21 protein-coding genes are annotated in these 23,361 nt (G+C 68.9%); 15 read left to right on the top strand and 6 right to left on the bottom strand.

Features of this window, described 5'->3' with window-relative positions; all coding sequences use genetic code 11:
- The first annotated feature begins 1 nt into the window (after window position 1).
- The gene (locus ABD989_RS04030; protein ID WP_345312524.1) at window positions 2–814 is read left to right on the top strand and encodes an MBL fold metallo-hydrolase; all 813 of its coding nucleotides are present in this window, start codon (window positions 2–4) and stop codon (window positions 812–814) included.
- 81 nt (window positions 815–895) lie between these two features.
- Here ABD989_RS04030 and ABD989_RS04025 read toward each other — a convergent pair whose 3' ends face one another.
- Window positions 896–1,570, bottom strand: a complete 675-nt coding sequence (locus ABD989_RS04025; RefSeq protein WP_246993581.1) for a Crp/Fnr family transcriptional regulator — start codon at window positions 1,568–1,570, stop codon at window positions 896–898.
- 127 nt (window positions 1,571–1,697) lie between these two features.
- Complete coding sequence (locus tag ABD989_RS04020) at window positions 1,698–1,928, bottom strand: hypothetical protein (RefSeq protein ID WP_345312712.1); 231 nt, start codon at window positions 1,926–1,928, stop codon at window positions 1,698–1,700.
- A 174-nt stretch (window positions 1,929–2,102) separates the two neighbouring features.
- On the opposite strand from ABD989_RS04020, the gene nth reads away from it, so the two are divergent.
- Genes nth through ABD989_RS04000 form a run of 4 tightly spaced genes read left to right on the top strand, consistent with a single transcriptional unit; the run spans window position 2,103 to window position 5,486 of the window.
- On the top strand, window positions 2,103–2,789 hold the full coding sequence (nth, locus tag ABD989_RS04015; protein WP_246996898.1) for an endonuclease III: 687 nt from the start codon (window positions 2,103–2,105) through the stop codon (window positions 2,787–2,789).
- Entirely contained in the window at window positions 2,786–3,475 is a 690-nt protein-coding gene (locus ABD989_RS04010; protein ID WP_246993582.1) for a TlpA family protein disulfide reductase, read from the top strand. The genes nth and ABD989_RS04010 overlap by 4 nt, the downstream gene beginning before the upstream one ends.
- Window positions 3,472–4,284: an NUDIX hydrolase gene (locus ABD989_RS04005; RefSeq protein ID WP_246993583.1), complete on the top strand. Its 813-nt coding sequence runs from the start codon at window positions 3,472–3,474 to the stop codon at window positions 4,282–4,284. The genes ABD989_RS04010 and ABD989_RS04005 overlap by 4 nt, the downstream gene beginning before the upstream one ends.
- Window positions 4,281–5,486, top strand: a complete 1,206-nt coding sequence (locus ABD989_RS04000; RefSeq protein WP_246993584.1) for a MarP family serine protease — start codon at window positions 4,281–4,283, stop codon at window positions 5,484–5,486. The genes ABD989_RS04005 and ABD989_RS04000 overlap by 4 nt, the downstream gene beginning before the upstream one ends.
- Here the strand turns inward: ABD989_RS04000 and ABD989_RS03995 are convergent, their stop codons facing one another.
- From ABD989_RS03995 to acs, 3 genes are all read right to left on the bottom strand, one after another.
- Window positions 5,487–6,413, bottom strand: a complete 927-nt coding sequence (locus tag ABD989_RS03995) for an alpha/beta fold hydrolase (protein ID WP_372493284.1) — start codon at window positions 6,411–6,413, stop codon at window positions 5,487–5,489.
- Window positions 6,414–6,433: 20 nt separating this feature from the next.
- Window positions 6,434–6,970 carry a phage holin family protein gene (locus ABD989_RS03990; RefSeq protein WP_246993585.1) on the bottom strand — a complete coding sequence of 179 codons (537 nt, stop codon included), beginning with the start codon at window positions 6,968–6,970 and terminating at the stop codon, window positions 6,434–6,436.
- A 132-nt stretch (window positions 6,971–7,102) separates the two neighbouring features.
- Complete coding sequence (gene acs, locus ABD989_RS03985) at window positions 7,103–9,040, bottom strand: acetate--CoA ligase (protein WP_246993586.1); 1,938 nt, start codon at window positions 9,038–9,040, stop codon at window positions 7,103–7,105.
- A gap of 256 nt (window positions 9,041–9,296) precedes the next feature.
- Between acs and ABD989_RS03980 the strand changes: the two genes are divergently transcribed.
- Window positions 9,297–10,043, top strand: a complete 747-nt coding sequence (locus ABD989_RS03980) for a Fic family protein (RefSeq protein WP_345312523.1) — start codon at window positions 9,297–9,299, stop codon at window positions 10,041–10,043.
- Window positions 10,044–10,391: 348 nt separating this feature from the next.
- On the opposite strand, the gene ABD989_RS03975 is transcribed toward ABD989_RS03980, so the two are convergent.
- Window positions 10,392–11,195, bottom strand: coding sequence for an HAD family hydrolase (locus ABD989_RS03975; protein ID WP_345312522.1), 804 nt, complete (start codon window positions 11,193–11,195; stop codon window positions 10,392–10,394).
- A 451-nt stretch (window positions 11,196–11,646) separates the two neighbouring features.
- Here ABD989_RS03975 and ABD989_RS03970 point away from each other — a divergent pair, with 451 nt between their 5' ends.
- The 9 genes from ABD989_RS03970 (at window position 11,647) to ABD989_RS03930 (ending at window position 23,345) form a co-directional block, all read left to right on the top strand.
- Entirely contained in the window at window positions 11,647–12,573 is a 927-nt protein-coding gene (locus ABD989_RS03970; protein WP_425556482.1) for an esterase/lipase family protein, read from the top strand.
- A gap of 150 nt (window positions 12,574–12,723) precedes the next feature.
- The gene (locus tag ABD989_RS03965) at window positions 12,724–13,944 is read left to right on the top strand and encodes a class I adenylate-forming enzyme family protein (RefSeq protein ID WP_345312520.1); all 1,221 of its coding nucleotides are present in this window, start codon (window positions 12,724–12,726) and stop codon (window positions 13,942–13,944) included.
- Window positions 13,945–14,040: 96 nt separating this feature from the next.
- Complete coding sequence (ssd, locus tag ABD989_RS03960) at window positions 14,041–15,099, top strand: septum site-determining protein Ssd (protein ID WP_246993591.1); 1,059 nt, start codon at window positions 14,041–14,043, stop codon at window positions 15,097–15,099.
- Complete coding sequence (locus ABD989_RS03955; protein ID WP_246993592.1) at window positions 15,096–16,244, top strand: TadA family conjugal transfer-associated ATPase; 1,149 nt, start codon at window positions 15,096–15,098, stop codon at window positions 16,242–16,244. Before ssd ends, ABD989_RS03955 begins: the two co-directional genes overlap by 4 nt.
- The gene (locus tag ABD989_RS03950; protein WP_246993593.1) at window positions 16,241–17,047 is read left to right on the top strand and encodes a type II secretion system F family protein; all 807 of its coding nucleotides are present in this window, start codon (window positions 16,241–16,243) and stop codon (window positions 17,045–17,047) included. The genes ABD989_RS03955 and ABD989_RS03950 overlap by 4 nt, the downstream gene beginning before the upstream one ends.
- Window positions 17,044–17,658, top strand: a complete 615-nt coding sequence (locus ABD989_RS03945) for a type II secretion system F family protein (protein ID WP_246993594.1) — start codon at window positions 17,044–17,046, stop codon at window positions 17,656–17,658. Before ABD989_RS03950 ends, ABD989_RS03945 begins: the two co-directional genes overlap by 4 nt.
- A 232-nt stretch (window positions 17,659–17,890) precedes the next feature.
- Window positions 17,891–19,582, top strand: coding sequence for a recombinase family protein (locus ABD989_RS03940; RefSeq protein WP_345312519.1), 1,692 nt, complete (start codon window positions 17,891–17,893; stop codon window positions 19,580–19,582).
- An 811-nt stretch (window positions 19,583–20,393) separates the two neighbouring features.
- Entirely contained in the window at window positions 20,394–20,885 is a 492-nt protein-coding gene (locus ABD989_RS03935) for a hypothetical protein (RefSeq protein WP_345312518.1), read from the top strand.
- Window positions 20,886–20,957: 72 nt separating this feature from the next.
- Window positions 20,958–23,345 carry a bifunctional DNA primase/polymerase gene (locus ABD989_RS03930; protein ID WP_345312517.1) on the top strand — a complete coding sequence of 796 codons (2,388 nt, stop codon included), beginning with the start codon at window positions 20,958–20,960 and terminating at the stop codon, window positions 23,343–23,345.
- The last annotated feature ends 16 nt before the right edge of the window (window positions 23,346–23,361 follow it).

The raw sequence follows: 23,361 nt of genomic DNA, 5'->3' as shown, positions 1-23,361 counted from the left end.
CATGACCGCGTCTGTGCAGCACCCCGCCTACGGTCAGGTCCGGCCGGTCACCGACTTCGCGTCGGTGCTGCTGCGGGACAACCCCGGCCTGATGGAGCTCGACGGCACCAACACCTGGATCCTGCGCGCCCCCGACAGCCCCACGGCGGTGGTCGTCGATCCGGGACCGCCGCGGTCGGGCAAGCATGTGCGGGCCGTCGCCGACGTGGCCGGCGAGGTGGAGCTGACGCTCATCACGCACCGGCACTTCGATCACACCGGCGCGATCAAGCGGATGCGCAAGGAGACCGGCTCGGTGCACCGTGCGCACTCGGACGAGTTCAGTCACGGCGCGCCGCGGCTGACCGACCGGGAGGTGATCGAGGCCGCGGGCCTGAAGATCACCGCGATGCACACACCCGGCCACACCGCCGACTCGATGAGTTTCCTGGTGGAGTGGGAGGGGCAGCGCGCAGTGATCACCGGCGACACCATCCTCGGGCACGGCACCACGGTGCTCGACCCGCAGGACGGCGGCCTCGGCGACTACTTCCATTCGCTCAACCGGCTGATCGTCGACGCTTCGGACGCGGTCCTGCTGCCCGGGCACGGCCCCGACCACGCGGAACTCGGTCCGGTGGCGCGGTTCTACAAGTCGCACCGCGAGGAGCGACTGAACCAGATCCGACAGGCGCTCGACGACCTGCGGATGACTCCGCAGGAAGCCAAGCCGATGAAGGTGGTCCGCAAGGTCTACTCCGACGTCGACCGCAAGCTGTGGCCGGCGGCCAAGATGAGCGTCAAGACGCAGCTCGAGTACCTGCGCGCGCTGTAGCCAGACAACGCGGCAGCACCGACGAACGACGAAGGGAGTACATCCGCCGAGGCGGATGTACTCCCTTCGTGGTCTGCGGGGTCAGCGAGCTCGTCGCGCCAAACGCTCGGAGTCGGCGATCAGCACGCTCTTGCCTTCCAGGCGGAGCCAGCCGCGCTGCGCGAAGTCGGCCAGGGCCTTGTTCACGGTCTCGCGGGAAGCGCCCACCAGCTGAGCGATCTCTTCCTGCGTGAGGTCGTGCGTCACGCGGAGCGCACCGCCCTCCTGGGTGCCGAAGCGCTGTGCCAACTGCAGCAGCTGCTTCGCGACACGGCCGGGGACGTCGGTGAAGATCAGGTCGGCGAGGTTGTTGTTGGTGCGACGCAGGCGTCGGGCCAACACGCGCAGCAGCTGCTCAGCGATCTCCGGGCGGTCCTTGATCCACTTGCGGAGCGCATCGCGGTCCATGGTGGCGGCGCGGACCTCGGTGACGGTGGTCGCCGACGACGTGCGCGGGCCGGGGTCGAAGATGGACAGCTCGCCGAACATGTCCGACGGTCCCATGATGGTCAGCAGGTTCTCGCGACCGTCCGGGGAACGACGACCGAGCTTCACCTTGCCGGTCAGGATGATGTACAGGCGGTCACCGGGTTCGCCCTCGTGGAAGATCACGTGTCCGCGGGGGAACTCGACCTCCGTCAGTTCGGTGGCTAGCGCTGCGACCGCGGCAGGCTCGACCCCCTGGAAAATACCCGCCCGGGCCAGAATCTCGTCCACCTACGAACCTTCCTCGTTCTCATTCTCGTCGCGACTGACATGGATGCCAGTGATCCACGCTACTCGATGGATGAGTGTAATTGTTGCAGCTGTCACTTGCGCAAGGGATTGCGGTGAACGTCCGGTGTCAGTTCTCATCCTCGCGCGCGCCGCTGCGGCGACTGCGGAGTTCGTCGAGTGCGGCGGGCAGCCCGGTCTTGGCCAGGTTGCTCACGTCGGTCTCGTCGGCGCTCTCCAGGAACTCGTCCACCTGGGCGCGGCCGACGGACAGCCGATCGAGACCGGCTTGGACCTTCTCCATGACGAGCGCGAAGAGCAGCAGGAGAAACGGGAAGACGATCACGGCCAGACCTTGCATACCTTCCAACTAACCACCACCCTCCGTCTGGAGGAAACCAGGACGGCCGTCGTCATTCAGTTGTGACCTGGGAAGGTGCGCCAGGCGGGCGGCCGCCCACCACCGGTAGCCTGGGACGTTGTGAGCAGAAGGAAGCCGGAGACCCGACTTGGGCTGGTTCGTCGTGCGCGGCGGATGAACCGCACGATGCAGGTGGAGTTCCCGGAGGTGTACTGCGAGCTCGACTTCACCACGCCGCTGGATCTGTCGGTGGCCACCATCCTGTCGGCGCAGTGCACCGACGTGCGGGTCAACATGGTGACCCCCGCGCTCTTCGCGCGCTATCCGGACGCCTGGGCCTACGCCGGGGCGGATCGGACCGAGCTGGAAGAGATGATCCGGTCGACCGGCTTCTACCGGAACAAGGCGAACTCGATCATCGGCCTCGGCCAGGCCCTCGTGGAACGGTTCGACGGCGAGGTCCCGAGCACGCTCAAGGAACTGGTGACATTGCCCGGCTTCGGCCGGAAGACGGCGAATGTGGTGTTGGGCAACGCTTTCGGTGTGCCCGGCCTGACGGTGGACACCCACTTCGGGCGGCTGGTGAACCGCTGGGAGTGGACCGCCGAGACCGACCCGGTGAAGGTGGAGCGCGCCGTCGGCGAGTTGTTCCCGCGCAAGGAGTACACCGACCTCTCGCACCGCATCATTTTTCACGGTCGCCGTATCTGCCATGCGCGTAAGCCCGCGTGCGGGGTCTGCCAGCTGGCATCGGACTGCCCGTCGTACGGACAGGGGCCCACCGAGAAGGCCGCGGCGGCGGCGTTGGTGAAGGGCCCGGAGACCGAGCACCTGTTGGCATTGGCCGGAGTCGAGGCATGAACGTTCTGAAGACCCCCGCGGGTAAAGCGATGCTCGCGTTCGTCGTGGTGATGGCGGCACTCATCTTCGCGCTGTGGCCGCGCAGCACGGAGACGCCGACGCGTTCGTCCGGCACCCCCGGGGCGCCCAGTCAGGGCGTCACCGACCAGGACGTGCCCGAGGCGATGCTGGCGCAGGCCCGGACCGACGCCGGTCTGGCGCCCTGCCCGCAGAGCACCGCCCCGGTGCCCGACGGCGCGGCGTTGAAGAATGTCACCGCCGTGTGTCTGGCCGACGGCCGACCGGTCAACCTGGGTCAGGCCACGGCCGGGCGTCCGACGGTGATCAACATGTGGGCGGTGTGGTGCCTGCCGTGCCGCAAGGAACTGCCGTACTTCGACGAACTGTCCCAGCGCGCCGGCGACCGCTTGGACGTGCTGGCCGTGCACGCGATCGACGGCGCGACGAAGCCGTACGCGATCCTGCAGTTCATGAAGGAAGTGGGCCTCACCCTGCCGGCCGTCGCCGATACCGACGGCTCGGTCGCCAAAGCGCTGAAGGCCCCGCGCGTGTATCCGTCGACGATCCTGGTCCGGGCCGACGGCACCGTCGCCGTGACGCTGCCCAAGGTCTTCACGTCCTACGACGAGCTGGCGACCCTGGTGCGCGACGAACTGGGCGTGGACGCGACCGGAGGCCAGTCGTGAGCAAGCCGTCGGGCGACTACGGGGCGCTGGTGGATCGGGACCTGATCCCGTCGTGGCTGCACGCCGTGACCGACGATCCGGCGGTGGTCAACGAGTCGGTGCTGCGCCGCGGCGGGGACCGCGCGCGCTGGGCCTCGGCGTTCCGCGCGCAACGGGCCGCAGCGGTGCTGGTTCTCTTCGGGGGCGCGTTCGAGGCGGCCGCCGACCATCCGGGCGGTCTGCCGGCCGATGCCGACGTCCTGCTCACCGAGCGGGCCGCCACCATGCGCACCCACAGCGGTCAGATCGCCTTTCCCGGCGGCAGTCGCGATCCCGGTGACGACTATCCGGTCGGCACCGCGATGCGGGAGGCCCGCGAGGAGACCGGGCTGCGCGCCGACGGTGTCCGCGTGGTGGCCAGCCTGCCGACCTTCCCGGTGCCCTCGGGCTTCGAGGTGACCCCGGTGATCGGGCATTGGACGCAGCCGAGCTGGGTGGGTGTGGTCGACGAGGCCGAGACCGCGCGCGTGGCGCGGGTGAATCTGCGCGAACTGCTGCACCCGAGCAACCGATTCCAGGTGAGCCGCTCCATCATGGGTGCGACCGCCTACAAGGGGCCCGCCTTCCTGTACGACGGCATGCTCGTGTGGGGTTTCACCGGCGGGCTGCTCGCAGCGATCAGCCAGTCGGCCGGCTGGGATGTGCCCTGGGACACCGACGACGTTCGACCCCTCGAGCAGATGATTGCCGAGACCGGCGGCCGTCAGGCCTCCGGCTTCCCACTCAACCCCGACGGCCACGCGGCTCCCGAGGACCGGGGCCGCGTGTGAGCGGTGCCGTCTGGGTGGATGTGATCATCCTGGTCGTCGCGCTACTGGCGGCGGCCAGCGGCTATCGCCAGGGCGCAGCGGCGTCGGCGATGGCCTTCTTCGGCGTGGTCATCGGTGTGCTGGCCGGTGTGCTGCTTGTGCCGCACCTGGTGGCCCCCATCGCCGACCCGCGGGGCCGGATGCTGACCGCCATCGTGCTGCTGCTGGGTCTGGTGATCCTCGGCGAGATCGCCGGCATGGTGGTGGGGCGCGCCGCCCGCAGCGGCCTGCAGTCGATCCGGTTGCGCCGCGTGGACAGCCTGGTCGGCGCGGGCCTGCAGTTCGTGGCCATCCTGGTGGCGGCCTGGCTGCTGGCGACCCCGATCCGGAACGCCGCCTCCGACAGTTCTTTCGCCCAGTCGGTGTCCGGCTCCAAGGTGATCGACGTCGTCGACGGAGTGGCGCCGGATTGGATGCGTGAACTCCCCGCCGACTTCACCGCACTGCTCGACAATTCGGGCCTCAAGCAGGTGATCAGCCCGTTCGGTGAAGCCGAAGTGGCCACCGTCGATCCGCCGGATCAGCAGCTCGACGGCACCGCCGCGGTCGCGAAGGTCCGCCCCAGCGTCTTGAAGATCCTCGGCGTGGCGCGCAGTTGCAGCCAGGCGATGGAGGGTTCGGGCTTCGTGATCAGCCCGGAACGCGTGATGACCAATGCGCACGTGGTGGCCGGTGCTGACGAGGTGTCGATTCAAACCGCCGGCGGCCGAGACCTGGCCGCCACCGTCGTCTGGTTCAACGACCGCAACGACGTGGCCGTGCTCGACGTCCCCGGCCTCAAGGCGCCCGCGCTCGATTTCGCGGAGCAGCCCGCCTCCTCCGGTGACGACGCCATCGTCCTGGGCTACCCGGAGAACGGCCCGTTCACGGTGACCCCGGTGCGCGTGCGCAACACCATCAACCTGGTGGGGCCGGACATCTTCCAGCGGCCGGACAAGGTGAAGCGGCAGGTGTACACCGTCCGCGGGAGCATTCGGTCGGGCAACTCGGGCGGTCCGATGATCGCGCCCGACGGCTCGGTGCTCGGCGTGGTCTTCGGCGCTTCGGAGAACGTCGCCGACGACACCGGGTTCGTCCTCACCGCCGAGCAGGTGGCCGCCGATCTGAGCGGCTCGGAGAAGCGGACCACCGAGGCGAGCACCGCGACCTGCCTACCGCGCTGATCAGCGGTCGAGCAGGTCGAGCAGCGCCGCGTTGACGTGCTCGGGGTTCTCCTCGTGGACGAAGTGCCCGGCGTCGGGCACCTCGCGGTACTCGAAGTCCGACGACCAGTGGCTGCTCGCGGCCATCACCGAGTCGACGATGTAGCGGTCCTCGCGGCCGCGCAGCGCGAGCACCGGGATGTGCAGCCGCTTGTTCATCAGGTCCATGAAGCGGTAGCCGTCGGTGCGGAACTGCGAGCGGAACGCCCAGCGGCGGTATTCGAGGCTGGAGTGAGCCACGCCGGGAATGGTGATGGCGAGGCGATTGCGAGTCACGGCCTCGTCGAAGTCCGGGGTGTCGCGCCACTGCGTGCCGGACCGTGAGCGGAAGTAGTCCTCCAGGTAGGCGCCGCCGTCGCGGGTGAGTCGTCGTTCCCCGAGGCGGGGCAGCTGGTCGTGCAGGAACGGCCCGAGGAAGGCGTCGCGCTCACGGCGGTTGGTCCACACCGACTGGCGCAGCGCGCGCGGATGCGGGGACGCCAGCACCGCGATGTGGGCCACCGATCGGGGATGCAGCGTGGCCGTCGCCCAGCACACCAGGCCGCCGTCGGCGTGGCCGACCAGGGTGGCCTGGCTGTGGCCGAGGGCGCGGATCAGGCCGTGCGTGTCGCCGGCGAGCGTCCAACCGTCATAGCCGCGCGGCGGCTTGTCGGAGTCGCCGTAGCCGCGGAGGTCGACGGCCACCACGCGGTAGCCGGCCGCGCTGAGGGCGCTGAACTGGTGCCGCCAGCTCCACCAGAACTCGCCGAAGCCGTGCAGGAGTAGGGCCAGGGGCCGGTCGGCGATGGATCCGGCCACCGCTTCGACGGCATGGAACCGCAGGCCGTTCGCGCGGACGTCGAAGTGATGCCACGGCCCGTCGAACCGGACCTCGGTGGCATCGGGCAGGACGGTCTGCGCGGCCAGGGTCAGCTCCGGGAGGGGTCGTGCGCCGCCGGGATCTGCGGGTGCGCGTGGGCGGTGCCATGCGGGTCGGCGGGTGCGCCGCGGCCCGGGAGGATCGCCACCGTCTCCTTGACCGATTCGATGGTCTTCTCCGGCTTGCGGAGTCGACGGAACAGGATGTAGCCGACGATGATGGCGCCGATCGAGACGGCCATCAGGATGGCGAAGACGATCAGGAACGCGGCCCAGGTGGGCAGCCAGACGTCGAGCAGGAACCCGAGGAAGACGAAGAAGAACAGGCTCGCGTACAGCAGCAGGACGGCGGCGCCGACCAGCAGGCCGGTGCCGGCGCCCGCCTTCTTGGCCTCGCCGATGAGTTCGCGCTTGGCCAGGGCCACCTCGGCGCGGAAGAGCGTGGAGGCGCTCGCGGTGGCATCCTTGACCAGATTGCCGATGGTCGGCTGGCCGTCGGCGCCGAGGTTCGCATCCGACATCGGGATCGACGGCACCTGCGGAGCGTTCTTTGGCTCGCTGGGCCAGGTGTCCTGATTGCCGCTCACGAATTCTCCTTGGGTCGACGTATTCCGCTTCATGTTGCCATGCCCGTGGTCGGTGCGGGGATGCAGATCGGCCGAGAGCCCGTCCCGGGTGGTCTCGGCCGATCCGTCCCTACGACGGTGCGGGCGGGTGAATCAGCCGCGCTGGGAGCGGATGGCCTCGAAGACCGACGGATCCACCAGGGTCGAGGTGTCGCCGAGTTCGCGGCCCTCGGCGACGTCCTTGAGCAGGCGGCGCATGATCTTGCCCGACCGCGTCTTGGGCAGCTCCGGCACGATGTTGATCTCCCGCGGCTTGGCGATCGGGGAGATGTCGACGGCCACCTGATTGCGCATCTCGGCGATCAGCTCGTCGCCCGGCGTGGCGTGCTCCATCAGGATGACGAAGGCGACGATGCCCTGGCCGGTGGTCTCGTCGGCCGCACCGATCACGGCGGCCTCGGCCACCGCGGGGTGTGCGACGAGGGCGGACTCCACCTCGGCGGTGGAGATGCGGTGGCCGGAGACGTTCATGACGTCGTCGACGCGGCCCAGCACCCAGAGGGCGCCGTTCTCGTCGTACCGGGCGCCGTCACCGGCGAAGTACCAGCCCTGCTCGGCGAAGCGCGACCAGTAGGTGTCCTTGAAACGCTGTGGGTCGCCCCAGATACCGCGGAGCATGCCCGGCCACGGCTGGTCGAGGACCAGGTAGCCCTGCTCGCCGGTAGGCAGCTCGTTGCCGTTGTCGTCGACGATCTTGGCGCTGATGCCGGGCAGCGGGCCCATCGCCGAGCCCGGGGTGCAGGTGGTGACGCCGGGGAGCGGCGCCAGCATGTGGCCGCCGGTCTCGGTCTGCCACCAGGTGTCGACGATCGGGCAGCGGTTGCCGCCGATGACGTCGTAGTACCAGCGCCACGCCTCCGGGTTGATCGGTTCGCCGACCGTGCCGAGGAGGCGGAGCGACGTCAGGTCGTGGGCGCCGGGGATCTCGCGGCCCCACTTCATGAACGTGCGGATCAGCGTCGGCGCGGTGTAGTAAGTGGTGACGCCGTACTTCTCGATGATGTTGAAGTGGCGGTGCTCGTCCGGCGAGTTCGGGGTGCCCTCGTAGACGATCTCGGTGGCGCCGGCCGACAGCGGTCCGTAGACGATGTAGGTGTGGCCGGTGACCCAACCGATGTCGGCGGTGCACCAGAAGACGTCGCGGCCCTCCTTGTGGTCGAACACGTTGTGGAAGGTGTAGTTGGCCTGGGTCAGGTAGCCGCCGGAGCTGTGGACGATGCCCTTCGGGCTGCCGGTGGTGCCGGAGGTGTACAGCAGGAACAACGGATGCTCGGCGTCGAACGCCTCCGGCTCGTGGACCGGCGAGGACTCCTCGACCGTGTCCTCCCACCAGACGTCGCGGCCGTCGACCCACGGCAGATCCGGGTCGTGATTGGTGCGACGCACCACGATGACCTTCTCGATCGACGGTGCGGCGTCGTCGCCGGTGCCGAGCGCCTCGTCGACGGCGGCCTTCAGCGGGGCCGGCTCGCCGCGACGGTACTGGCCGTCGGTGGTGACGACCACCTTGGCGGCGGCGTCGTCGACGCGAGCGCGGAGCGCGGCCGACGAGAAGCCGGCGAAGACCACCGAGTGGGTCAGGCCCAGCCGGGCGCAGGCCAGCATGGTGATGATGGCCTCGGGGACCATCGGCATGTAGATGGCCACGCGGTCGCCGGTCTGCAGGCCGATGGCGGTGAAGTAGTTGGCGGCCTTGGAGACCTCGTCCTTGAGCTGGCTGTAGGTGATGTCGCGGGTATCGCCGGGCTCGCCGATCCAGTGGATCGCGACGCGATCGCCCTTGCCTGCGTCGACGTGGCGGTCCACGCAGTTCACGGCCACGTTCAGCTTGCCGTCGGCGAACCACTTGGCGAACGGTGCGTCCGACCAGTCCAGGACGGTCGAGAACGGGGTATCCCAGGAGAGCTGTCGTGCCTGCTCCGCCCAGAACTCGTTCGGGTCGTCCTTGGCCCGCTGGTACATCTCGGCGGTGGCGTTGGCCTGCGCCGCGAACTCCGCGGACGGGGGATAGACCTGATCGGTATTCGACATCGTGGCTGCCTTTCGGTTGCGCGAATAGGGCTGGCGGGGCGTGCTCGCCGGGTCGTCGTGCGCTGACCCCGTGTGTCGCGTGTCTATGCGACCGCTGGTTGTGAGGGTAATCACCCGACGGATCGAGCGTAACCGCGCGTAGGTTGCGGGTGCGATGCGCGCGATGAACGGTAGTTCTCAGTCGATCGGTGGCCGACGGCGGGCTGCGGTTCGGGGGACCGGCGGCCGCGGTGTGCGGCGGCACTAGGCTGGGGGTGTGAGTTCTGATCCGTTGGTGCCGCTGCTCGACCTGCCCGGCGTCGCCGCCGCGGCCGAGGAGGCCGCCGAAGCGTTGGCGGCCGTGCATCGGCATCCGGTGAATCTGCGCGGTTGGGACAAGACCTCGCGCGAGTCGTCGTGGCGGGGCGGGCGCAGTTCGGCCGCGATGGAGGGGGCCACCACCGAGCTCAACCGCGAGCACGACTTCGACGATCCGGTGATGTCCGGGGCGATCCGGGTGGCACAGGCCCTCGACCCCGACGACCTCGACCGGGAAGTGGCCGTGTTCCGGCGCGCGCCGATGCAGTCGTTGGCGCGGTTGCATTCGTTGGCCGCCGCCGAGTTGGTGGAGCCGGAACTGCTGGGCCGACCGCGCGACGAACCGCACATCGCGCAGCGACTGGATCTGCTGGGGCAGCTCATCACCGGCGCCACCGCGGTGCCCGCTGCCGTCCTGGCCGCCGTGGTCCACGGCGAGATTCTCGCGCTGCAGCCGTTCGAAGCCGGCAACGGCGTGGTGGCCCGCGCAGCGTCGCGCCTCGTGTCGGCGACCACCGGGCTGGATCCGCATCTGCTGGGCGTGCCCGAGGTGACGTGGCTGGCGCGCCTCGGTGACTACCGGGAGACTTCTGCGCTCTTCGCCACCGGCGACCCGCAGGCGCTCGCCGACTGGATCGTCCTCAGCTGCCAGGCGATGGTCGCCGGCGCCGCCGAGGCGAAGTCGATCGCCGACGCTGCGCGCTGAGCCCTGCACGATCCCTGAGCTTGTCGAAGGGTCCGCACAGTATTGCGGGCGACACCCAAATGGAGTGCCGCCCGCGAGCACGGACGCAAGTTACCAAGCGTGCAAGGTGGGTTGTGGGTATCGCCTCGGCGAGGGAAAGAGGTCTTCGGCTGAGCCGGGACGTCCTCAATGTCGCAGGCGCACAACGCTTCTGCCAATGCGGCGCGCTCCGCGTGGGTGCTTGCCGCCCGTGCTGGGAGCTGCCTTTCGGGGGTTCGGACCTTCTCTTCCGGTCCGAGCTTTGCCTGGGGCGGCTCCGTACCTATTTTCTACACGGTGACGCGCGTCACAGCAAGCGTTTGGGAAAAGTCAGGCCGCCGCGTGTCGTCGATGGGCGTATCGATAGGCCGCTGCGGCCGCGACGGCGCCGATGCCGGCGATCGCGAGGGTCCAGCCGCTGGGGCAGGGGTGGTGCCACTCGATCTTGGGGGCGGGGTTGGCGAATTCGAGGATCTCCCAGTCGTGTTTCAGCGCGTGTGCCCGCAGGGCGCGGTCGGGGTTGACCACCGCGGGGTGGCCGGCGGCCTCGAGCATGGGGAGGTCGGTGGCCGAGTCGGAGTAGGCGTAGCAGTCGGCCAGGTCGTAGCCGCGCTCGAGTGCCAGTTCGCGCATGGCGTTGGCCTTCTCCTGGCCGTAGCAGTAGAACTCGATCGCGCCGGAGTAGTGGCCGTCGACGATCTCCAATGTCGTCGCGCGCACCAGGTCCACGCCGAGCAGCTCGCCGATCGGCTCCACCATCTCGATGCCCGACGCCGAGACCAGCACTACGTCGTGTCCGGCGGCCTTGTGCTCGGCGATGAGGTCGGCGGCCTCGGTGAAGATCACCGGCCGGACCACGTCGTCGAGCGTCTCGGCGACGATCGAACGCACCGTCGCGGCCTCCCAGCCTGCGCACATCTGGGTGAGGTACTGGCGGAGGCGGTCCACGTGCTCGGCGGGTTCGGAGATGAGGAGCAGTTGGACCTGCGCGATCGCGGAGTGGAGCAGCGCGCGACGAGTCAGCAGCCCGCCGTCGTAGAACGGGCGCGTGAAGGCGAGGGCGCTCGACCGGGCGATGACTGTCTTGTCTAGGTCGAAAAATGCTGCCGTGCGCGTGGGCGTCGTCGAGTCCACGGCACTGAGAGTACGTTCAAATCGATGCGTTGCGTTGGGAACGCCGGTATTTCTGAAACATCGATAGTTCAGGTTGCAAGGACACAGGGGCGGGTGTATGTTCGCTGTTATCCGGCTACGGTCGGTGTCTTCAGCCCGACCCCCCGGGGCTGAAGATAGATGGCCCCGACCTCCTCCCCCCTGGTCGGGGTCATCTGCTGTGCGGGGGTCTTGTCGTCGGTGTGTGCGGGCGGCTGTCGTCGTCGGTGCGCTCCTATCGGTTCTCCGCAATTCGGTATCGCGGGTTTTGCGACGTTTCCGTTCCTGATGCGATCTCGCCCACGTCGCGACATGGGGCGTGAGCCGGCCGCCTCTCCCGGTGGGGTGTTACTCAGCGCACGTTCTTGTTACGCTCTCGCAAACCAAGCAAACGCTCGGTACATGGTCAGGGGTTGGGAATTTGGTGCGGAAACTGCTCGGTGCGATCTGTGCGGCGGTACTCGTCGTCTTGGGTTTGGTCGCGACGGGGCCGGCTGCGGCCGCGCCGCCGGACAAGCTGCCGGAGAACTACAACTTCTTCGGCGGGATTCCCTACGAACTGCAGCATCCCGGCGGTGACCTGCCCGGATCCAACGACTTCACGTGCAAGCCGTCGCCGGAACATCCGCGACCGGTGATCCTGGTGCACGGAACGGGTGGCGCGAAGACCACTAACTGGGGCTCGTACGTGCCGATGCTGCGCAACCGCGGCTACTGCGTCTTCGCCCTGACCTACGGCGCTCTGCCCGGCCTGCCGTGGCCGGCCACCGCCGTCGGCGGCATGGACCGCCAGGAAGTCAGTGCGGGGCAGTTGTCGCGGTTCGTCGACAAGGTTCTGGCCGCGACGGGTGCGGAGACGGTTGACCTGGTCGGTCACTCGCAGGGCACCTACATGCCCACCTACTACGTGAAGTACCTGGGCGGCGCGGACAAGGTGACCAACTACGTCTCGCTGGCGCCGCTGTGGCGCGGTACCGGCGACATCGGTCCGATGGCGAAGGCCTTCGGCGAGCAGAACATCCCGATGCCGGTGTGCGTCGGCTGCGGCGGCATGCTTCCGGGTTCGGCCATGAACAAGAAGATCTGGGCCGGCGGCAGTCCGTACGTGAAGGGCATCAACTACACCAACATCGCGACGAGGTACGACGAAGCGGTCATGCCCTACACGGCGGGTCTGGTGCCCGGTCGGGCCGGTGAGAACGTCACCAACATCGTGGTGCAGGACAGCTGCGAGCAGGACTACAGCGATCACATGGCGATCGCCGGTTCGCGCCGCGCGGCCTACATGGTGCTCAACGCACTCGACCCGGAGCGCCCGGTGAAGGTGCCGTGCACGTTCGTGCCGCCATTCACCGGCTAAGCGGACTGTCACGACCTGTGTTAACGCTGAAAGCGCAGACGGCGCCCTCCTCGGCCGGTAGTTGTGTTGGCACCAACCAACCACTTCCCGTAGGAGAACCATGTCCGGCATGCGCCCCGATCTGTCCGGTGTCGACCCGCTGACCTGCAGTTGCAGAACAGCTGGCAGGTCGTGGTCGGCTTCTTCGCGCTGGCCAAGCTCGGGGTGGTGGCGCTGCCGCTGAACCTGCTGCTGTCGCCGAGCGACGTCGCCTATCAGCTGGACGACAGCGGGGTGCAGGCGGTGATCACCGAGACGCCGTTCCTGCCGGTTATCGGTGCCGCGCTGGCCGAGGTCGACGGCGCGTCGGTGCGCGAGGTGATCGTCGTCGGCGAGGCGCCGTCCGAGGTCGCCGGGCTGCCCGCGCTGTCGTGGGATGCGGTGCTCTCCGCCGATACCTCGACGGTCGAGACGATCGTCGAAGACCGCGACATTCTGCACTGCCTGTACACGTCAGGCACCACCTCGCGACCCAAGGGTGTCGTGACAAGCCATGTGGCCGTGCACGTTTCGAACCTGTCGTCGGCGCTGGGTCTGGGTCTGCGCCCGGACACCGACTACCCCGTGCAGCCGATCGTGCTGCCGCTGTTTCACGTGACCGCGCTGGACGCGCTGCTGCTGCCGACGCTCATGGTCGGCGGCACCGCGGTGCTGTTGCGCGGCTTCGATCCGGCGGCCGTCGTGCAGACCTTCGTCGATCATCGGGTCACGCACCTGACGATGCTGCCGATGATGTGGGGCGCGGTGATCGGGCAGCCCGCGCTGACCGACGAGAACACCGCGCACCTGATCACCGGCCTGTACGCGATGGCGCCCATGCCGGCGCCGCTGCTCGTGGCGATCATGGACGCCGACGGAAACCTGCTGCCGCCCAACGAGATCGGCGAGATCGTCTACCGCAGCCCGCAGTTGATGACCGGCTACTGGAACAACGCCGCCGCGAACACCGAGGCCTTCGCACACGGCTGGTTCCACGGCGGCGACATCGGCTACCTCGACGACGAGGGCGTCGTCTGGTTCACCGACCGGGCCAAGGACATCATCAAGACCAGCGGTGAGAACGTCAGCTCGGTGGAGGTGGAGCGGGCACTGCTCGGGCACCCGGAGATCGCCGAGGCCGCGGTGGTGGGCCGGGCCCATGACCACTGGGGTGAGGCGGTGACCGCCGTGGTGGTGCTGGTGCCGGACGCCACCGTCACCGGTGAGCAGCTGCGCGACTGGGCCAAGGAGCAGCTGGCCGGGTTCAAGGCGCCCAAGCAGGTGCTGGTGGTCTACGCCCTGCCGAAGACGTCGACCGGCAAGATCCAAAAGAATCTCGTCCGGACGATGTAGCGCGCGGAGCCCGGCCGGTGGATAAGTCCGGTCGGGCGCCGGGGCGCTGTGGACACCGTGTTGGCGGCGTCTCGGCGCCGCGCCCACGCTGGGCGTATGAGCGAGACGCTGCTGGTGTTGGCCGAGTCGGCCGTGCACGACGACGCCGCCCGGTGCGGTGCGGCGGCGGGCTACCGGATCGTGCGCGGGAATCCGGCGCAGTGCCGGAGCGACTGGCTGCGGGCGACGGCCGTGGTGGTCGACGGTGCCGCCTTGGAGGTCTTGGCGCAGGTGCGGCCACCGGCCCGGCCGGGAGTCGTGGTGGCGGCCGGTGTCGGCGCCGATCCGGCGCTGTGGCGCGCGGGGCTGTCGGTGGGCGCACAGGGCGGGTACGTGCTGCCCGACGACGAGGCGGCACTGGTGGCGGCGCTGTCCGGACTGCGTCGGCCACGCCGCTCGGCCGCCGCCGTGGTCGCGTTGGTCGGTGGGCACGGCGGTGTCGGGGTGAGTACATTCGCCGCGGTGCTCGCGCGTACCGCGAGCCCGTCCGAGACGGGGGTCCTGCTCCTCGACGTCGCCCCCGGCGGCGCGGGCCTGGACCTCCTGTTGGGTGCCGAGGACCTGCCCGGCCTGCGCTGGTCGGACATCACCGGTGAGACGGGAAGCATTCAGGGACAAGCGCTGTCGGCGGCGCTGCCGCGTGTCGGCGACCGCCTGCGGATCCTCACGCAGCGGCGGGACGACGGCGGTCCGCTGTCGGCGGAGACGGTGCTCGCGGTGGTCGACGCGGCGCGCTCGGACGGCGGTCTGGTGATCGCCGACCTGGGCCGCGCGAGCGATCCGGCGGCGGCCGGGGTGCTCGACTCCGCGGATCTCATCGCGGTGCTCACGGGCGCGTCGGTCCCCGGGGTGTCGGCGACGCGAAAGCTGTTGGCGCGGATCGGTATTCGGTCCGAGATGCGGTTGGTGGTCCGCCTGCCCGCGCCGGGCGGGCTGGCCGCGGAACAGGTCGCGCAGGCGGTGGGCGTACCACTGGTGGCAGCGCTGCGCAGCCGCTCGGCGCTGGCGCGCACAAGCGAGGAGGGCGGGATCCGCGCGGTGCCGCGCAGTCCGGAGGTGCGTGCCGCGACCGCCGTGCTGGTGGCGCTGGACGCGCTGCGCGGGGGTCGACGATGACCACCGATCCCGCGCTGCGGAATGCTCAGCTGTTGGATCGGGTGCGCGAGCAGTTGGCGGCGCGCTCGGTGGAACCGGACGCCGAGACCATCGCCGAGGCGGTGCGCAGCGAGTCCGGCGGACTGCTGTCGGACACGGATCTCCTTGCGGCACTGCGGTATCTGCAGACCGAACTGGTCGGGGCGGGACCGCTGGAGCGGCTGCTCGCCGATCCGGCGGTGACCGACATTCTGGTGACCGGACCGGATCGGGTGTGGATCGAGCGGGGCGCAGGCCTCGAGCGGGTACCGGTGGCCTTCGAGGACGAGGCGAGTGTCCGTCGACTGGCGGTGCGCTTGGCCTCGGGAGCGGGTCGTCGTCTCGACGACGCGCAGCCGTGGGTGGACGGCCGCCTCTCGGGTATCGGCAGGCACGGCTATGCGGTGCGGCTGCACGCGATGATTCCGCCGCTCGCACTCGACGGCACCTGTATCTCGCTGCGCGTGCTGCGGTCGGCGACCATGGACTTCGCGGCCCTCGTCGCCGGCGGCGGGATCCCGGAGCAGGTGCGCGGACTGGTCACCGAGGTGATCGCGCACCGCAGGGCCTTCCTGGTGGTGGGCGGTACCGGCGCGGGTAAGAGCACCCTTCTCAATTGCCTTCTGGGGCAAGTGGATCCGGCCGAGCGTCTGGTGATCGTCGAGGATGCGCCGGAGCTGGACCCGCAGCACCCGCACGTGGTGCGGCTGGTGGCGCGCGCCCCGAACGTGGAGGGGATCGGTGAGGTCTCGGTCCGCACCCTGGTCCGGCAGGCGCTGCGGATGCGGCCGGACCGGATCGTCGTCGGCGAGGTGCGCGGGCCCGAGGTGATCGATCTGCTCACCGCCCTCAACACCGGCCACGAAGGCTGCGCCGGGACGCTGCACGCGAACTCGGTGGCCGAGGTGCCCGCCCGGATGGAGGCGTTGGCCGCGCTCGGCGGCATGGCGCGCACCGCCTTGCACAGCCAGCTGGCCGCGGCCCTGGATGTGGTCTTCGGCGTGGCGCGACGGCCGGACGGGCGGCGCGGGCTCATCGAAATCGGCGCGGTGGAACCGGCCGCCGATGGCACCGTGGCGATCCGTCCGGTGTGGTCGCGTACGGACGAACCCGGCTGGCTGTCGTGACGGCGGCCCTCGTCGTGTGCTGCGTCGCCGTCGCGCTGCTGGTGTGGCCGTCGACGGCCGCGGCCCGACGGGTCGAGCGGTTGATCGGAGCGTCGTCGGATCGTCGGCAGCGACCGCGTGCCGAGTTGCTGGCGGTGGTCGCCGTCCCGGTGGTCGGCGCGCTGGTCGGTCTCGGTGCCGGGATCGCTGCGGTCATCGTCGTGGCCGTGGGTCTCGTCCGTCGACGCCGGGCCCGTCGAGACCGTCAGCGTGCAGAGCGCGATGCCGCGCTGTGCCGCGCGCTGACGGTGATGGCGGCGGAGATGTCGGTCGGCGCGCCGATGGTGCGCGCCTGCCGGGCCGCGGCCGAGGAACTGTCGGGCCCCGGGACGCCCGCGGCCGACGCGGTGGTGGCCGGTGAACTGGTGCGGATCGCGGCGCGCGTGGAGTTGGGCGGCGGGGTGGACCCGGCGGCGGTGCCCGCCGATCCACCCGGGCTCCGGCGCGTCGGCGAGGCCTGGGCGATCTCCGTGCAGCACGGCCTGCCGATGGTGGCGCTGCTGGAGGCGTTGCGGGCGGATCTGGTGCAGCGCAAAGACTTCACTGCGCGCACCGACGCCGGTCTGGCTGGGCCGCGCGCCACGGCGATGGTGCTGGCGGGATTGCCGCTGCTCGGGCTGGGCCTGGGGCAGCTCATGGGGGCGGCACCACTGGCGGTGCTGCTGGGTACGCCGCTGGGCTCGATCCTGCTGGTGCTCGGGGTGGGCTTGGCCGCGGCCGGGGTGCTCTGGGCCGACGCGATCGTGGCGAAGGCGAAACGATGAGCGCCGCGATCGGGCTGGTGGCACTGGCCCTGCTGCTGTGGCCGGGGCCCGGTGCAGCGCTGCGACGCGTGGTTCCGTGCGCTCCGGACGGCGATCAGCGCTCGATGTTCCACGGTGAGCCGCGATGGCTGGGGCGTCGTCGATCGGCGCCCGACCCGTTCGCGGTGGCGGCCGGCTACGACCTCTTCGCGGTGTGCCTGAAGGCCGGTCTGCCGGTCGCGACCGCGGCGACGGTGGCTGCCGAGCACAGCCCCGAACCGCTCGGCGGAGCGCTGGCGCATGCGGCGGAACTGCTGGCGTTGGGCGCCGATCCGGGGCAGGCCTGGGCGCGGGACGAGCTCACAGGCGGGGCCGATCCGGGCGAGCACTTCCGCGAACTCGCGACCCTGGCGCGACGTGCCTCGCGGGCGGGGTCGTCGTTGGCCGACGGGGTGGCAGCACTCGCCGAGGCGACTCGCGAGCAGGCGCAGACGCAGGCATTGGCGCGGGCCGAGCGGGCGGGCGTCACCATCAGCGGACCGCTGGGTCTGTGCTTCCTCCCGGCGTTCGTCTGCCTGGGCATCGTGCCGGTGGTGATCGGCTTGGCGAGCGGCATGCTCGGGCAGTGGTGACCGCCTCGCGCGGCGTGTCATGGAACCCGCGAGGGGGTCGCGAGCGTCTAAAGGTCGAAACGAGTATCAACCATTTCATCGAGGGGGAATCTCATGAAGAATCAGCACTTCGGCGGCCGATTGTTGGATCGGGCGGGGGCCGAGTTCGGGCGGCTGATCAGCGACGATGCCGGAATGTCGACGGCCGAATACTCCAGTCATTAGTATTCATACCCCGGTAGGCTCGGGCGGCATGGGAACGCCGAGAGCATTGATCGTCACCCGTCTGTCCCGCGTCACCGACGCGACGACGTCACCGGAGCGGCAGCTCGCCGCGTGCCGGGAGCTGTGCGAGCAGCGCGGCTACGACATCGTCGGAGTCGCCGACGACCTCGACGTATCTGCCGGTGCGACAACACCGTTCACGCGCCCGAAGCTCGGCCCTTGGCTGAACAGCCGGTGCAACGAGTTCGACGTGCTGGTCTTCTACCGTGTCGACCGGATTGCCCGCCGACTGTTCGACCTCTCGGAGCTAATCCAGTGGGCGCAGCGCCACGACGTGACATTGGTGTCGGCCACGGAAAGCCATTTTGACCTGTCGAATGACTTCGGCGACATCATTGCATTGCTCATCGCCAAGGTCGCTGAAATGGAACTTGAGGCCATCAGCGCCCGCAACGCCTCGGCGTCGCACCACAACATCAGGTCGGGCAAGTGGCGCGGCGGGATCGCTCCGTGGGGGTACATCCCCGGGAAGGGCGAGGACAAGGTATGGCGCCTAGTCCAGGACCCTGTGCAGGTGGCGATCATCCATGAGGTCGTCGAGAGAGTGCTCGCGGGAGAACCTCTGAGGCCTATTGCTGCTGATCTGACGGCTCGCGGCGTGCTGACACCGAAGGATCGCATGAACGAGATCAAGGGTCGGGAGGTCAAGGGCTACGCGTGGGCGTCGCAGAGGATGAAGGAGTCCCTGACCTCTCGCACCATGCTCGGTCAGGTCGTGACCCGCGACCCTGTGCTCGACGCCAAGGGCCAGGTCCAGCGCGACGCGAAAGGCCACCGGGTGCTCGGCCCCGAGTTCGTCGTCACCGGCGACGACGGTCGGCCGGTGGTGCGAGCCGAGCCGATCCTGACGAGGGAGATCTTCGACCGGGTCGGCGCGGCGCTGGCGGCGCGCTCGGTCGATCGCACCGCGACGGCGGCGTCGGGCTTGCTGCTGCGGGTGCTCTTCTGCGGCGAGTGCGGCCGGCCGGCCTATCGGCTCAAAGGTGGACCGGGGAGGCAGCCGCGCTACCGGTGCGCCTACGCGCAAGACAGGCGGGGTGCGGCAGGCATCGACGGCCCGTGCGACAACAGGAGCGTGCCGCTGCAGTGGGCAGACGACGAGGTCGAGAAGCACGTGCTAGATCGACTCGGAGACATGGAGCGGATGACGAGGGTGTGGTTCTCCGGCAGCGACAGTCAAAGTGAGCTGGCCGAGGTTGACGAGCTGTTGGCCGACCTTGTCGACCAGATCGGCGCAGGCGTGTTCAAGCGCGGCACCCCGCAGCGGAAGCGTCTGGACGCGCGCATAGCCGCCCTCACCGCGCGGCAGGCCGAGTTAGCGAGCAAGCCGATCGAGGAACCGGGTTGGACGTACGAGGGCACCGGGGAATCTGTGAGGGAGTGGTGGGAGCGCAGTGATCAGCCGACGCGAACGGCCTGGCTGCGGGAACACGGTGTTCGGGCGTCCTGGCGGTCGCACACGTTGAACGGCCGCACGACGATCGATGATTTTGACATTGCGATGGGAGCGCCTGATCTGGATGCTGGCGCTCTGCCGGGCGCTATCGCCGGCCTCGCGGAGGCGCGGGGGCGTGGAGCGTGGGGTGATCCGGGGCTCGTCGAAACTATGGCGCAGGTGTACTGGCGGCAAGGGGTGCCGGTGGTCTACGAGGAGCAGTAGCACAGGGGTTGGACACGTTGGACATGTTGGACGTCCCCAACCCCCGAAATCAGGGATTCCCGTGAGGATCCCGAGAATCGGCCGCCGACTCGCTTGCGCCCCTCGGTCTCAAAAATGCACCATGAACTGCAAGTTAATCTAAATTTAACCTTAGATATTCATTCGTATCATGCGCGAGGCTGCCAGGGGTTGGACACTTTTCGCGGTGGATGTCCAACGCGTCCAACATGTCCAACCCTTCATGGGCGAGACCTCAGCTTTCCGGCCTTGACTCCGCCGCGCGGACGGCCCCGGGCGGAACCTTTCCCACCCTCTCCGTATGTGTGATGTAAATCACATTCGCTTGGGTGGTGTCACCTCGGCTTTCCGCTGGAGCCAGAGCGCAGGTGTGTTATCACCCGCGGTTTCGACTTCTTCTCTAAACGCGCATTGTTGATTGCGGCAACCTGATGACGTCACCATTTACCCCTTTGACCTGCCGTTTTGCGTGGGACACGGATGGACACCGATGGTCACCCGGGGCATTGTGGGGACAGGCGATGAGCGCCGGACGATAAGGGAGGTAGGCAATGACAACGCAGAGCACAGCGCGCGTGGAGTGGGTTGGGCCGGCGGAATACGCCCGGTTGCACAAGCTGCACGTCAAAACGGTCTACCGCCGACTCCGGGCAGGGCACATCCCTGGCGCGGAGCAGCCTGAGGCTGGCCACGCATACCGCATCCCGGTCCGTATCGGATAGCGGAACCACACACACAGCAGGACGAGGCGACGCCTCGTCATCCCGTCCTGCCCACAGCAAGGAGATAGATCATGTCGTACGCGAACACCGACAGCGTCAACCTGGACCTGCTCGACGATCTGGACGCCGCCTTCGAGGGCGGTGGAACCGTGTCAGCGTTTAATGCCGACACCGAGCCCGGGACCGTCGTCAGCGGAATCGTCCTCAGCGTGATCATGCGGCAGGCACGCGACTTCCACACCGGCGATCCCGCCACGTGGCCGGACGGCAAACCGAAGCGCGAGGTCGTCGTGACCATCGAGACCGAGCACGGAGAGCGGAATGTCTACATCCAGACCTGGGGGCGCGCGAAGCAGCGCTTGAGCGCGGGGATCGGAGCTGCCGGACTGACGAAGATCTCGCAGGGCCTGCGCCCGGGGAACACGTTGAGCGTGCGGTTCAACGGCAAGAAGGAGGCGGTCAGCAAACGGGGTGACACCTACAGCTACCGCGACTACGAGTACGGGTTCGTACCTGCCACGCCGGCGCCTTCCGTCGATCCCGCCTTCGCGCCGCCGCACTGAAGCGAGTAAGAGGCGGCATCCATGCCGGGATGCCGCCTCTTTCCGTTCACTCCACACACAAGGAGCCTTGCCATGCTCGATCTCGACGCGGCGTTTGAGGACGGCGCCGACATCGACGAACTACCCGATAATAGCAGTTCAGAGGACGCTGGCGCGGGTCCCGCAGATACCTCGACTGGGTACGGCGCTGCCGCACCGACCTATTGGGCACGCGGGTGGCGTTCTATCTTGCCGCTGCCTCGTGGCCAGAAATTCCCGCCGCCGACAGGCTATACCGGCGACGGTGCATCCGCGCCGAGCTACGCCGACATCTTCGCGTGGTGTGAGGACCATGCGACCGGAAACCTGGCGCTGGCCATGCCCGACGGCGTCGTAGGCATAGACGTCGATGCCTACGACGCCAAGCAAGGGTCCGCCACCCTGGCCGCGGCCGAAGCCGCCTGGGGCGAATTGCCGCCGACGGTGCTCTCGACGTCACGGGCCGACGGTGTGAGCGGCATCCGGCTGTACCGCGTTCCCCCTGGCACGCGGCTGCAAGGCCAGCTCACTATGGACGGCACTTCCGACGTCGAAATCGTCCAAAGACACCACCGGTATGTGCTGGCGCATCCCAGTGTTCACCCGACGACTGGCGGCCTGTACCGGTGGCTGGACGTTGACGGGAGTGAGATCAGCATCCCGGCGGTCGATGACTTGGCGATGTTGCCAGACCGGTGGGTCACCGAACTGAGGGCGGCGACAGTCCCGCTCACCAATGGCCAGAGCGTCGATGTGCCGGCGATCCTGAGCACGCTGCCCGATGGGGCGCCCGACGCTGCGGTGTCCAAGCGCCTGAACGAGGCCTTGACCGATTTGCAGGTGGGCGGTAGTCGTCACGACAGCACGGTGAAGCACGTCCTGGCCCTGTTGCGGCTTGCTGAACAGGATCACCAAGGTGTCCGCGACGCCCTTGATGTGCTCTACAAGGCGTTCGTCGACGCGGTTGCCGGTGACGGCCGCACGTTCGGCGCTGCACGGGCCGAGTTCAAGCGGATGCTGACCAATCCGCGCGGGCATGACCTGATCGCCGCAACCCCGACCATCGATTTCGCCGAGCTGGACGAGCTGGGCGACCTGGTAGAGGCCGGGCCCGCTTCGCCGCCTCCCCCGCCTCCGGCGGGCGGCGGTTCCGGGGCCGAGCCCGAGTCCGACGATGAGTTCTGGGAATCGCGGGATTCCCTCAGGGCTGTCCGGGACGCGGCACGGAACCGGATGGCCGCTCCGTGGGGCGTCCTGGGAGCCACGGTTACCCGGGTGATCTGCACCGTTCCGCACACGGTCACCCTGCCGGCGCTGATCGGCGGGCGCGGTTCACTGAACTTCTTCGCCGCCCTCGTGGGCCCTTCGGGCGCCGGCAAGGGTGCCGCCGAGGCCGTGGCGCGCGAGCTCGTGCCCCACGGCCCGGAGATCGGCAGCGTCGAAGTCGGTTCGGGTGAAGGTCTCGCGCATCAGTTCGTCCGGCGCGCCACGCCTGTGGAAAGAGCCACAAAGCAGGCCGAGATCGACGGAAACGGGATGATCTGGTTGCGCCGGTCGGTGGCGCTGGGAGTCGCGGAAGTGGACACGCTCGGCGCGCTCGGGCAGCGATCGAGCGCGACGCTGATGAGCAAGCTGCGAAATGCCTGGTCGGGCGAGGAGCTTGGATTCGGATACGCAACAGCCGACAAGGCTTTGACCACCGGCGCGCATGGCTACCGGCTGGCGATGACTGTGGGCGTCCAGGCCGAGCGTGCCGGGGCACTGCTGGCTGATTCAGCCGGAGGCACACCGCAGCGCTTCATCTGGATGCCGGTGACGGACCCCGCCATTGCACGTCGGACTGGTGGCCCGGTGGCGATTGCTCCGCTGGCGCTGCCGTCCGCATGGCCCACCGACCCGTGGACCATGCCGGTCCCGGCGGTAGCTGCCGACACCGTCCTGGACGCGCATGTGGCGCGCATGCGGGGCGAAGGAGATGCGCTGGACGGGCACGCCCTATTCACCCGCCTCAAGGTCATGGCGGCGCTCTGCGCGATCGACGGACGGATCGAGCCCAACGAGGAGGACTGGCAATTGGCTGGCGCTGTGATGGTCCGCAGCGACGTGACGCGGCAGGCGGTGGCGGACGACCTGGCGGCTGCCGAGCGGACCTCCGCCGCTGAACGAGGCTCGGTCCTGGGCGTCGAACGCGATGCGGCCGAGGGCTCAGCGTACGAGGCCAAGTTGAACCGCGTTTGCGCGGTGATCTTGCGCGGAGTGGCGCGGCTGGAGGCTGCCGGTAAACCCGCGACGGAGTCCAGGATTTCTCGCCTGATCGCTGGCCGGGATCGGTCGATGAAAGGCGATGCGATGGAGGCCTTGATTCTGCGCGGCGCGCTGACGCGGGATTCGGCGACGGGGAGCTTCAGTGTTTCTGCCGGGGGTGACGCCGCTGCCCGATAAGCGAGGTGAGAGAGAA

The sequence above is a fragment of the Gordonia alkaliphila genome, assembly GCF_039542465.1.
Classification (GTDB): Bacteria; Actinomycetota; Actinomycetes; order Mycobacteriales; family Mycobacteriaceae; genus Gordonia; species Gordonia alkaliphila.
Note: the sequence above shows the minus strand (reverse complement) of the source record. Positions and strands in the feature narration are given on the sequence as shown.

What these genes read in the sequence shown, in the direction of transcription:
- acs (WP_246993586.1), bottom strand. Translation starts at nt 9,040, where the DNA reads ATGTCGAATACCGATCAGGTCTATCCCCCGTCCGCGGAGTTCGCGGCG.
- ABD989_RS03935 (WP_345312518.1), top strand. Translation starts at nt 20,394, where the DNA reads ATGTCGTACGCGAACACCGACAGCGTCAACCTGGACCTGCTCGACGAT.
- ABD989_RS03940 (WP_345312519.1), top strand. Translation starts at nt 17,891, where the DNA reads ATGGGAACGCCGAGAGCATTGATCGTCACCCGTCTGTCCCGCGTCACC.
- ABD989_RS03945 (WP_246993594.1), top strand. Translation starts at nt 17,044, where the DNA reads ATGAGCGCCGCGATCGGGCTGGTGGCACTGGCCCTGCTGCTGTGGCCG.
- ABD989_RS04020 (WP_345312712.1), bottom strand. Translation starts at nt 1,928, where the DNA reads ATGCAAGGTCTGGCCGTGATCGTCTTCCCGTTTCTCCTGCTGCTCTTC.
- ABD989_RS04030 (WP_345312524.1), top strand. Translation starts at nt 2, where the DNA reads ATGACCGCGTCTGTGCAGCACCCCGCCTACGGTCAGGTCCGGCCGGTC.
- ABD989_RS04010 (WP_246993582.1), top strand. Translation starts at nt 2,786, where the DNA reads ATGAACGTTCTGAAGACCCCCGCGGGTAAAGCGATGCTCGCGTTCGTC.
- ssd (WP_246993591.1), top strand. Translation starts at nt 14,041, where the DNA reads ATGAGCGAGACGCTGCTGGTGTTGGCCGAGTCGGCCGTGCACGACGAC.
- ABD989_RS03930 (WP_345312517.1), top strand. Translation starts at nt 20,958, where the DNA reads ATGCTCGATCTCGACGCGGCGTTTGAGGACGGCGCCGACATCGACGAA.
- nth (WP_246996898.1), top strand. Translation starts at nt 2,103, where the DNA reads ATGAACCGCACGATGCAGGTGGAGTTCCCGGAGGTGTACTGCGAGCTC.
- ABD989_RS03955 (WP_246993592.1), top strand. Translation starts at nt 15,096, where the DNA reads ATGACCACCGATCCCGCGCTGCGGAATGCTCAGCTGTTGGATCGGGTG.